The following is a 12,011-nucleotide window of genomic DNA, read 5'->3' on the forward strand; positions in this document are numbered from 1 at the left end:
AAACATTCGAGACGAAAGAAACATTAAACGCCTTGGTTCGCTGCTGTACTTTTGATGCGTATTTTTGCCACCCTTCAATGCCTTCAGCGGGCTCTCCATTGGCAAACCAATCCAGAACATAGGTATTATCGGCAACAGCAAACGATGTGGTTAAATATACGTTCAGCTTTTTTTCAATATTGTTACGAATGGATAAGACGGTCGCGGGTAATTCATTATTGTAATAAGTTCATGGAGTTAAACGGACATTAGTCACGAATACCATAATACTTTACAGGCTGGGTTTGCCCCCGAATAGTTGCTTCTCCATGCAGAGATAACGACGATGTACCTAGCTTTGCATGTGTATGCCCGGACACAAGAAGAGATTGATTTTTTTCTTTGGCCAAGGCTTCCAAACGGGCAGCAAGGTTCACGGCATCGCCGTACACAGTGTAACTTTGCCGGCCACCACCGCCGACATTACCCGCGACAACAGACCCGGTATTAATACCGATACGAATAGAAAGTGTCTCGTCGGCAAAGCTTCCTTGTTTTACACGCGATAGCATGGCTTGGGCAGCTTTTAAAGCATGTTCCGCATGTTTGGTATCTTCCAGCGGCACGTTAAAAATAGCCAAGATAGCATCCCCGTGAAAAGTGGCGACAATCCCCCTGTTCTCCATGATGATGTCCGTCATTTCGTCAAAATAGCTATTGAGAACATTAACCGTTTTGGTCGGCCCCAGTCGCTCTGTCAGACTGGTGAACCCAACGACATCAGCAAAGAGAATGGTTGCTTCTCTCTCCAGCGGCGCAAGAAGGCCCTGATCATTAATCATTGCCTCGACAATTGGTTCCGGTACAAATCGCCCAAATATATTTGTTATGGATTGCCTGTCACGTTCTGCAGTTAATTTATCTCGTAGGGTATTTTGCGCCCTTTTCATCACAATCGCGATCAAAACAGATACGACGACAAGGATGATGGCCTCCTGAATACGACTGCCTGTGCCACCAAATGCAGGATCCAGAATAACACTTATCGCGTCTTCGGCAGTTGGATTACTGGGAACGTCTCCCCAATCGAGTACGCCACCGTCCTGCTTTACAACCCAAGCGTAGGCAGCAAGCCACCCAGCAGCACCAATGCCTCCGGCCCACAAAACAAGTTGGGGAGAAAAGCTAAACGCGACCACAGCCACCAAAATAAAATAGTAGGTCAACAACGGGCTACGAAACACCATAACCTGAGGCAAATCAGCTGTCTGATAGAGAGGCTGGGTCGCAATCAAGACCGAAAGTATTGTAACATCAATAGCCACAAAAAGATATTTAACCCAGAACTTATCCCACCGTGATCCAATAATACGATAATGAATAAGCCCAAGGGAAATTAGAAACAGAACCAATATACCAAACTTTAAAGAAACACCGGGCAAGTCCAAGCGGGATAAAACAAGCCAGACCCCCAAAATCACTAACGCGATCGTACGTCCCGTAATAGCAAGCTTAAGCCCAGCGCTCTGGGCACGGCTGACAGTTTGCTCTAAATCCGATGTCAGATCAGATCTATGGTGTGAAGATCGTGCCATTTATTTATTCTCTTTTAAAAACTTGAGAACAGTTCCTCGTCAATTCCTAATCTAATCAAAACCAATGAACAAAAAGATTACAGTTTACTCATTATAACCTTCAGAAGTTCAAGCGCTATTCTGCGCGTATTCTCTATATCGACTGAGCTTGGATAACTGACCATCTCTTCTTTTCCACATATACCAAGATAATGTTAAGACTTACGAAACGCTCCAAAGAAGAAGGAATAGAGCTTTAACCTCTATTCCTTCTCGGTAAAAAATTACGAACTAACCTTTACTTGGCCATAACGGGGCCTCGGTAAAGAGCTTTAACATTCAGTGATTCTTCCGGTACACCCTGTCCATTTATGGTCAAGGTGGTCCCGTTTTGTCGTATCCAGTTATTGTTGCTGGCTTTGGTCCCTGCTCCCCCCCAGAAAAGGTTATAGGCGTTGAGTTCAGGCAGGTTATAAGACGATTTTTTTACATAAGTCATTAACCCAAAAAGCGCTGCATCCTTGATCTCAGTTTCCATAATATCAACAACGCTTCCATCTTTCGAAGCCACAGCAACGCCAACAGATTTAATAACGCCCCCCATGACACTGACGACAGAATTTTCACCGGCCGAAATTCCTTTATCGTGCACATCCGAAATTTGAGGGTTTTCAACCCAGCCCCTTGTTTCAGAAAAATCTATCGCGTCCCCCCCAATATTCGAAAAAGAACCATCCTTTATAACGCCATTGGAATAATCACTATCGATCGCGTCAGACCACATTTTATCAAACCGCGTATTCACCATTTCAAATTCGGATAGGATGATGTTCAACCCGTCTTCCGCCCGAGAATTTTGAAAGTGCGTGTCTTTGATAGAAACATTGGACCGATAAAAGGTTACACCTCCCGTTAACTCCGAACGATCGCTTGCCATCGCATCCGTATCCGAGATAACAATATTCTCCAATCTGGATGGGCTCTTTGCTTTGTGAACATAGATCCCTTTCCAGAGTTGACTATCTTTCCCCTGAAACACAATCGGCATCTGGTCTGTGCCAACGGCTTTAAGCGGGCCATTTACGATCACATAACTATCTTTAGAAAAATTGAGCACAGCACCCGGTTCAATCGTCAGGCCCCCGTCAAGGATAAGGGGTTCGGAAATATCCCAATTCCCTTTATTTATCTGTAGCGTTTCAGACTTTTCGGTGAACATTGCATTCTTGTCTGCAACAAACCAAGCTGGTTTTTGCAAAGAAAATCCCGATAAGAAATACCCCTTGGTGATATCCGTATGGACCAAAAGCGCGGTATGCCTGACTTCTTCCGATTTAATCCATCCCAAAAGAGCAAGAGGGATAATCGACAAGGATAGAACGGTTTTTAATTTATGTTTTCTCAACATACTTAAAGCTCTGCTTTCATTGATAAAATCAACGGGAAAAAGGGTTGTCTGAGGTAACTTGTATTTTCTGGCAGAGCTAAACTAAGGCTTTCTACTTATCGTCAGCGTGTCTGAATTCTAAATTTTTGTTCATGTTATTTATTTCCCCTTTTAACGTGTTAGTATCTGCCCCTTGACAAGGCGCAACACATCACCGCTGAACGGGCATAGATACCGATACAGCGACAACTAGGATCAAATTTTTAGATGCGGGCATTAATAATCGAAGACGACCACGAGGTTGCCAGCTTTGTCGCGCAAGCCTTGAAAGAGGCAGGATTTGTCACAGATACCGCACATGATGGGCGCGATGGTCTTTTTATGGCCGCGAACGAAAACTATGACGTCATCATTCTTGACCGTATGCTTCCGACCAAAGACGGTTTGTCCGTTTTAAAAACCTTACGCGCAACCGAGATCACAACGCCTGTGCTTATTCTTTCTGCCCTGGGGGATGTGCGCCACCGCATTGACGGGCTAAAATCTGGTGGTGATGACTATATGGTCAAGCCCTTTTCCGTCGCGGAGCTCTTGGCTCGCGTACAGGTTCTTCTAAAGCGGACAATACCTTCAAATGCGGAATCAGAACTAACTGTTGGCGAATTAAAAATTGATCTTTTGTCGCGAAAGGCAAGCCGCGCAGGTGTTGAAATTGACCTAAAACCAAAAGAATACAAGCTTTTGGAATTCATGATGCGTCATGCCGGGCAAGTGGTCACCCGCACCATACTTCTGGAACAGGTGTGGGATTATAACTTTGCCCCGCAAACAAATGTAATTGACGTTCATATGTCCAGATTACGTAACAAAATAGACAAGGGCTATCCGAACGAGTTGTTACATACAATTCGTGGGGCAGGATACTGCCTGCGCGAAGACTGACCCCAAACAATGCCGACCGGAATGACGTTTTGAAAATCAAGCCCCCCCACCTTTCTCTATCCTTAAAATTCGCACTGAGCTTTGGCGCGATCTTTATCATCAGCACCCTTGTCTTCGAAGCCGTCGTTTCTGAAACATCTGAATACTTCATGGAAAAAGAGGTCGACAGTAAGCTCCAGACGAAAATAAGTGACATGCGGGGCGTCTATGAACTTGGGGGTATTGATCTACTGACCAAGCTAATTGAAAAACGCGCGGCACAATCAGATTCACAAAACAGAATTTACCTGCTGGCAGATGCTGATTTTCAAAAGTTGTCTGGTAATATCAATCACTGGCCGGAAAGCGTTCCCAGAATAGCAGGATGGACAGAAGTCGAAGACACGGACGAAAATCCCAATGAATACAGGTTTCTGGCCTTAAACCTTGATGATAAATATCACCTGTTATTGGGCCTGGATACACTCAAAGAAGAAGAGTTGGAAGATTATGTCTTTTTGATTTTTCTGGGTGCCGTCCTGTTTAGTATCGCCGGAGGCTGTGCAGCCGGGTTCTTTCTACACCGCAACCTAAAAAACCGTCTGGATCTGATTTCTGGCACCTGTACCCAAATCATGCAGGGTCGTTTTTCACACCGAATTCCTGTCTCGCGCACAAGTGATGAAATCGATGTAATGGCGCACACACTAAACACAATGCTTGATCGTATTGAAACCCTGATGGACGGCATTCGACATGTGACAGACAACATTGCCCATGATCTACGTACCCCCTTAACCCGCGTTCATGGTCGCCTCGAAAGCCTGCTTATTCTGACACCCGGCGACAAAAACCGCCAATTGGTTGAATCAACCATCGCCGAGGTTGATCAACTCTTGATGACCTTCACGGCCCTGCTTAGTATATCGCGTTTGGAAACAGGTGAACTGGAAACGAATTTCAAGCCGATACGGCTGTCTCATCTGGTCAAAGACACCATTGAAATTTACGAACCCCTTGCCGAAGATAAGGGGCAACAGATTATCTTTAAAGACGCCGTCCCCAACCAACACTCATCAAGCTCATATTCATCCGGAGATAAGCCATTAATATCAGGCGATTGCGATCTCATCGCCCAATGTATATCAAATTTACTGGATAACGCCATCAAATATGGTCCAGATAACAGTGCAATAACCATCCGTATAGATAATTCGGATACCCATGTAACATTGTCCATCCATGACCAAGGAAATGGCATTCCCGAAGCAGAACACAAAAAAGTTCTGGAACGATTTTACCGGGTGGAATCAAGCCGTAATTTACCCGGTAACGGTCTGGGACTTTCCCTCGTTTCTGCAGTTATCCATCTTCATAATGGCAGCTTGAAATTCAGCAACGAAACGGGTTTTCAGGTTGAAATCTCAATACCAAAAGCGTCAACGTTGCCTACACCATAGGTATTCTTGAATACCACTTTTCAATTTGTCAAAATAGCTTTCCATTCCATCCTTCCATTCCACAGGCAATAGAGAACGCCAGACTGTTGCCTTGTTAAATATCCCAAAACATCATTTCCCATTGTTCATGCTGCCGACTATCCCTATTTTTAAAGCACGATCCGCTCTCAGAAATTGGTACCAATGACCTCAACTTTAAACATTCCCTTTGATAACAGCTTTTCTCAGTTGCCCGAACAGTTCTATACTCGGCAAGACCCTGTCCCAGTTGCCGCCCCCAAACTAATTAAGGTGAACGAAGGTCTTGCCACACTTATGGGCATTGATCCTGCTCCGTTGAAATCCGAAGACGGTGTTCAAATGCTCGCGGGGAATAGTGTGCCCAACGGCGCATCGCCGCTGGCAATGGTTTATGCAGGGCATCAATTTGGGGGATGGTCGCCACGTCTGGGCGACGGGCGCGCGATTTTACTTGGCGAAACCATTGGGACAGATGGGGTTCGCCGTGACATTCACATCAAAGGATCGGGGCGCACCCCCTACTCCCGTGGTGGTGACGGCCGTGCATGGCTGGGGCCTGTCCTGCGAGAATATGTCATTAGTGAAGCCATGGCAGCACTGGACATTCCGACGACACGTGCACTGGCCGCCGTTGAAACGGGCAACAAAGTCCTCCGCGAAGAAGGTCCTTTGCCCGGTGCTATTATCACTCGTGTTGCCCAAAGCCATATCCGGGTCGGCACCTTTCAATATCACTATTCCCAAGGCAACAAAGACAACCTGCGTATATTGGCGAACTATGTCATTGAGCGCCACTATCCCGAAGCCAAACAAGCACAAAACCCTTATCGCGCGCTGATTGAAATGGTGATGGACAGACAAGCCAGATTAATAGCCAAGTGGATGCAAGTTGGCTTTATCCACGGCGTCATGAACACCGATAATATGTCCATTGCGGGTGAGACCATCGACTTTGGCCCCTGTGCCTTTATAGATACCTACCACCCCGGCACTGTTTTTAGCTCTATTGATCATGCAGGCCGTTATGCATGGGCTAAACAACCTGGCATGGCGCACTGGAACCTGTCTCAGTTTGCCCAGTCCTTGCTGCCAATTTTACACGAAGACGCTCAGGTTGCCGTTGGTATTGGCCAAGAGACCATCGATGAATTTCAGAATATTTTCAGCGATTATTACTTCGAAGGCTTTGGCAAAAAACTAGGCCTAATAACTTTTCAGCACAGCGACCCAGATTTTATTGGCGACAGCCTTAAGCTCTTGTCAGATAACGAAGTCGATTTCACTCTCTTCTTCCGCCATCTCACGGGCTATGCCCGATCTAATTTAGGACAAGACCAAGGTGCCGAAGACCAAAGTGACCAAAACCATAAAGAAAAACTACAAAACCTGTTCAAAGAGCCTGAGGCCCTAACCACATGGCTCCAACAGTGGCAAGCCCGGCAAGATCAGGATGAAACCTCAACCGAAAAACGCCTTGAGGCCATGCGCACATCAAACCCGATCTTCATCCCCCGAAACCATCAGGTCGAAGCCATGATCCAAGCTGCCGTTGCAGGTGATTACACACCTTTTGAGCAGCTCCACAGCGTCTTGTCAGCCCCATTTACCGAACAACCCGACAACGCCCATTACGAACTGCCTCCAAAGCCCGAAGAAGTTGTCCATGCTACTTTTTGTGGGACATAAAACTTATTAACAAGGCTTTATCAGCATTTCAAAACATCAAAACTTAGGGCGACGTGGGGCTTTTGGTTCTTTAGTAGAGATATATTTGGGATGAATATCCAGCCATTCTAAAGCTTCTTCTTCGATTTGTCTCTTCTGACTAACCGATACCCTATTCTTAACATCATTTATGATTTTTTTATCTCCCTTTTGTCCGTTCTTTTTTGATATAAATAGCCATTTATAAGCCTCAGCATAATTTTTTTTATCGCCGATGCCTTTAGCGTATTTAACCGCAAGTGAATATTGGCTAGCAGGAAATCCCCTAAGTGCAGACTTCTTGTACCACTCAAGGGCTTTTACATGATCCGTAGGCGCACCTAATCCTGTGTCATAATGAATACCGATCATGTATTGTGCTGGTGGGTATCCTTCCTGTGCCAAAGGATAGATTATAGAGAATGAAGTGCTATATTCTTTCTGACGAAACATCGTCACACCACTACTAAATTGCCAATCCAGCAATTTGGCAGAAGGTATTGGCCAAATACCAGTAGATGCATAAATTTCCGCTAAACTTTCTGCCTTCTTAATTTGGTGCGGAGCCATTCGGGGTCTCAAAATTTTGAGTTTATTATCAGCCGCCTCAAAACTATTCATTGATGCAGTTAAAAGCCAAGCATAAGAATTTATGTAGTTTCGAGTGTAGTATTTAACATAAAAAACCCCAAGATCGTGTTGTGCTTGAACTACCCCCTGCGTAGCAGCAGAATGATACCATTTTATTGCTTCCCTCGTGTTCATAGACACATGTATCCCAACTGCATACATCAATCCGAGTTTATGCTGAGCCTTAGCATGACCAAGTTTAGAAGCAGATTTATACCACCGAAAAGCCTCTTTTTGCTTTCCGTTGGAACCTCCTCGCTCTTTGAAAAAAATAGTCGCCAGTTCATATTGCGCTTCAATATGATTTAATTCTGCCAATTCGGATAAACCTGCCACAGCAGAATCTCTATCTCCATTTTGAAGATCCACAATTGCTTTATTAAATAATGCCTCTTGCTCTATATCTGATGATGACGCATTTGCATCAACCTTACCGATATCTAGGCTTAAAGTTATTATAGATACACAAATTAAATATATAAAATGTCTCATACTCTTACCCTAATTCCCCAAGTAACATTGCACGACAAATTAAACATTTCACTCATCAATAAAACTCCAGGTATCAGCTCCGTCGAATTTGCGGACTTTGATGCCCTCGATATCACTGCATTCAAACAGGCGTGCATTAACAGCAATACGTGGCTCTGAGTATTTATCCCTGTTTAGATATCACAATTATCAAGACCGCTAGGTCAGAAAATCGTTTGATAATTTTATAATTTGTTGGCGTAAAGATACTTAATTTATATAGCAAATTAACTCTGACACCTAAAATCAGCATTGTTCAGCGAGAATAGGGCAATTGTTTAACCTCTGTATGCTTTACTTTCTGTGCAACACAACGTACAAGGACGCCAGCTTTTAAGTATTTTACTGTTAAGTATGTACGGTAAGTATGTACGGTGGACCCGACAGATAAAGAGATTGAGGTCCCCATTCACGTTACACCTGCCGCGCCTGTTCGTTAGCTATCTTCTTGATGGCCCTTGCCGCGCAGCCAGAACATTGCCCAGAATATCCATATGGGATATTACGGCTAAATAATCAGAAAGATTAAAGATGTCCAATTCGGATACACCCGTCAACGACACCCCAAAAAACGTAACAGAAGACATTTCAGAAGACGCAACAGATGCTTCCGTTGATACACCTGTAGAAACCAGCGCTGAAGAAAACAATCCTGACGTTTCAACACAAGATCAAAAAGACGAAACGCATAATACCGATACTGACGCGGATACAAAAACCAGTTCGGATGCAGAGGCCAACACTGACACCCCCCCAAACGCTGAACCAGACGCCGAACCAGAACAAGATGATCCCTTTGAAGGCGTAGCTGCACCCTTGGCAAAAGCCTTGGCGAAAAAAGGCTATGCAAAACTAACCCCCGTTCAAAAAGCCGTTCTTGATCCGGAACTGGCCGATGCGGATGCGTTGGTTTCTGCGCAAACAGGTTCAGGTAAAACCGTTGCTTTTGGTATTGCCCTCGCCCCGACATTGTTGGAAGGGCAAGATCACTTCAAACGCGCCGATGCGCCCTTTGCCCTGATCATTACCCCGACCCGTGAGCTTGCCCTACAGGTCATGCGAGAGCTTGAATGGCTCTATGGCGATACAGGCGCACGTACAGCCACCTGTGTTGGTGGTATGGACATGCGCAGCGAACGGCGTGCGTTGGAACGTGGCGCGCATATTGTTGTTGGTACACCTGGACGTCTTCGCGATCATATTGAGCGCGGCTCCCTGAACATTAGTGCGTTACGGGCCGTTGTTCTGGATGAAGCGGATGAAATGCTTGATCTCGGTTTCCGGGACGATCTGGAATACATGCTGGATACCACACCAAAAGAACGTCGTACCCTGATGTTCTCGGCCACTGTCCCGCGCTCTATTGCCATGCTTGCGAAACGTTACCAGCGTAATGCCGTTCGGATCAGCACCAAAGCCGAAGAAAAACAACACAGCGATATTGAATACCGCGCCCTGACCGTTGCCCCCAACGACAAGGAAAATGCGATCATCAATCTGGTTCGGTATTATGAGCCAAAGAATGCGATTGTTTTCTGTGCCACTCGTGCCACTGTAAACCACATGACCAGCCGCTTTTCCAATCGCGGTTTTTCTGTCGTTGCCCTGTCCGGTGAACTAAGCCAGAACCTGCGTAGTCATGCCATACAGGCACTGCGGGATGGTCGGGCACAAGTCTGTATTGCCACAGACGTTGCCGCGCGCGGTATCGACTTACCCGATCTGGAACTTGTGGTTCATGCCGATATTCCAAAAAGCCGTGAACCGTTGTTGCATAGATCAGGCAGAACAGGACGTGCTGGTCGTAAGGGTGTTTCAGCCCTTATTGTGCCTTTTAACTGGCGCAAACGCACAGAACGTCTTTTGGAAAGTGCCAAGGTTCAAGCAACCTGGGCCAAACCGCCATCTGTTGAAGAAATCTTGCAACGTGACCGTGAACGCTTCCTTGCCAACCCGACTTTGATCGAGCCTGTAAAAGAAGAAGAACAGGCATTCATCAAAGAACTTCTTGAAAAGCATGGCCCAGAACAAATTGCCGCTGCTCTGATCCGCACCCAAAGTGCCGGACGCCCAGCACCGGAAGAATTGATTGACCGCCCGGAAAGACCATCACGGGAAAGAGACCGTGACAGAGATGGAAGAGATCGTGGCGGCAGAGATCGTGATCGTGGCCGTGATCGTGATGAAGATTACGAATACGGCGGCAGACGAAACAATTCCCCTGGCACGCGTAAAGAGCGTGTTGATTTCGAAGACGGCGTCTGGATTTCCATGACCGTCGGGCGTAAACACACTGCCGATCCCAAGTGGCTATTGCCTATGGTTTGTCGCGCAGGCTGTATTACCAAAAAAGAAATCGGTGCTATTCGTATTCACATGGCGGAAACCCATGTAGAGCTAACCCCAAAAGGTGCCGAAAAGTTCTTTGAAACCATTGGCGGCAGCGACCGGATAGAAAAAACCATCACTGTCAAACGTCTGGAAGGTATTCCGGACCTGCCTGAAGATACCCTCGACGATAAAGACGGCCCAGGTTATCACCGCCAACCCAGAGAAAGCAGAAAAGGCGAGAGTAAAAAGCACAAACAAAAGCCGTTTCGGGATAACTTTAACCGCAGCGATCGCAGCAAAGAATACAGCCGTCGCGCGGCCGAAGGGAAAGACACCAATGACCGGGATGATAAATTTGGTGAGCGAAAATCTGACGGCCCAAAACGGGAAGATCGTAAATTTGGCGATAAACCTTACGGCAAAAAGAAATTTGGTGACCGCAAAGCGGGTGAGCGGGATTACGCAAAGAAGGATCACAATCCCAAAGCTAAAACCAAGGTTAAAGGCAAATTTGGGGCTGATGGCAAGTTCCAAGGCCCCCAAGATGATAGCGGGAAAAAGCCTTGGTTTGACGACAGTTCGGATAGCAAGCGTAGTGAAGGTGACAAAAAGCCATTTGGTAAAAAACCGTTCCGCGATAGCGCCAAAGGCCCAAAGTCGGGTGCTAAACCTTTCAAAGGGAAAGGCGGAAAACCAGCTGGTGATAAAGCAGGTGCATCCACACTAAAACGGAAAAAAGCACCTAAAAAGGACTGATAACCTTAAATCAGGCCATGTGCGATTATCTGAATAAATGCTGCAGGAGCTACAATTTTTATTGTGGCTCCTTTTCATTTTACTGCATTCCATACATATTAAAAACACAACCTATAATTAATTACCTGCATTAAATTTATATACTAAAGTGCACTTATATTTATAAAGGAATAAAAACGTGAGTATTTTAACTGGCCGCACAGCTATTCTTGTCCCCATGACAGAAGCAGATTACCCGGCCTGGCGCGATCATGGCATAAAAGCCTTTGCCGCAGACAAGGCACAATCGGGATACAGCCCCGAGAACGCCTTAAAACTATCAGAAGAGTCATACACATCAGGCTTACCAGAGGGATTAAACACCCCGGATAATTACATCTTCACAATTATGAATTCATCGGAACAACCCGTCGGTTCCCTATGGTTTGCCGTTAAAGAACATTACGGAAAAAAAACCGCGTTCATCTATGATATTGAAATCAATCTAGCTGAACGCGGCAAAGGACTGGGCAAAGCCACCATGCTGGCGCTGGAGGCTGAAGTAAAGAAACTCGGCATCAAGAAGATTGGTCTGCATGTCTTTGCCTTTAACAAAACAGCACACGCCCTATATGCATCGCTTGGCTATCAGACCACGGATATCACAATGGAAAAAATAATATAGAACGAAGGGGCTGGTCTTGATCCCTTGCTCCTGAATACGACAAAGCCAGATAC

Annotated in this window: 8 protein-coding genes; 5 read left to right on the top strand and 3 right to left on the bottom strand. The window is 45.8% G+C overall.

Translation table 11 applies throughout. The features are described 5' to 3' along the window. Positions 1-248: 248 nt before the first annotated feature. Both ACN0QW_RS12235 and ACN0QW_RS12240 read right to left on the bottom strand, forming a co-directional pair. Positions 249-1,574, bottom strand: coding sequence for an adenylate/guanylate cyclase domain-containing protein (locus tag ACN0QW_RS12235; protein WP_417431880.1), 1,326 nt, complete (start codon positions 1,572-1,574; stop codon positions 249-251). 277 nt (positions 1,575-1,851) lie between these two features. Beyond that, positions 1,852-2,961, bottom strand: coding sequence for a hypothetical protein (locus tag ACN0QW_RS12240; RefSeq protein WP_417431882.1), 1,110 nt, complete (start codon positions 2,959-2,961; stop codon positions 1,852-1,854). A gap of 246 nt (positions 2,962-3,207) precedes the next feature. On the opposite strand from ACN0QW_RS12240, the gene ACN0QW_RS12245 reads away from it, so the two are divergent. The 3 genes from ACN0QW_RS12245 (at position 3,208) to ACN0QW_RS12255 (ending at position 7,028) form a co-directional block, all read left to right on the top strand. Next, positions 3,208-3,882 carry a winged helix-turn-helix domain-containing protein gene (locus ACN0QW_RS12245; protein WP_417431884.1) on the top strand — a complete coding sequence of 225 codons (675 nt, stop codon included), beginning with the start codon at positions 3,208-3,210 and terminating at the stop codon, positions 3,880-3,882. A 29-nt stretch (positions 3,883-3,911) separates the two neighbouring features. After that, positions 3,912-5,321 (top strand): sensor histidine kinase, encoded by a 1,410-nt coding sequence (locus ACN0QW_RS12250; RefSeq protein WP_417431886.1) that lies wholly within the window; start codon positions 3,912-3,914, stop codon positions 5,319-5,321. A 183-nt stretch (positions 5,322-5,504) separates the two neighbouring features. Further along, positions 5,505-7,028: a protein adenylyltransferase SelO gene (locus tag ACN0QW_RS12255; RefSeq protein ID WP_417431888.1), complete on the top strand. Its 1,524-nt coding sequence runs from the start codon at positions 5,505-5,507 to the stop codon at positions 7,026-7,028. 36 nt (positions 7,029-7,064) lie between these two features. On the opposite strand, the gene ACN0QW_RS12260 is transcribed toward ACN0QW_RS12255, so the two are convergent. Further along, positions 7,065-8,168, bottom strand: a complete 1,104-nt coding sequence (locus ACN0QW_RS12260) for a tetratricopeptide repeat protein (protein WP_417431890.1) — start codon at positions 8,166-8,168, stop codon at positions 7,065-7,067. A gap of 570 nt (positions 8,169-8,738) precedes the next feature. Between ACN0QW_RS12260 and ACN0QW_RS12265 the strand changes: the two genes are divergently transcribed. Then, positions 8,739-11,294 (top strand): DEAD/DEAH box helicase, encoded by a 2,556-nt coding sequence (locus ACN0QW_RS12265; RefSeq protein ID WP_417431892.1) that lies wholly within the window; start codon positions 8,739-8,741, stop codon positions 11,292-11,294. Between the two features lie 178 nt (positions 11,295-11,472). Continuing rightward, a complete protein-coding gene (locus ACN0QW_RS12270) occupies positions 11,473-11,958 on the top strand; it encodes a GNAT family N-acetyltransferase (RefSeq protein ID WP_417431894.1) in 486 nt (161 codons plus the stop codon). Positions 11,959-12,011: the final 53 nt, after the last annotated feature.

Source organism: Kiloniella sp. (genome assembly GCF_048259265.1).
In the GTDB taxonomy this organism is placed as follows: Bacteria; Pseudomonadota; Alphaproteobacteria; order Kiloniellales; family Kiloniellaceae; genus Kiloniella.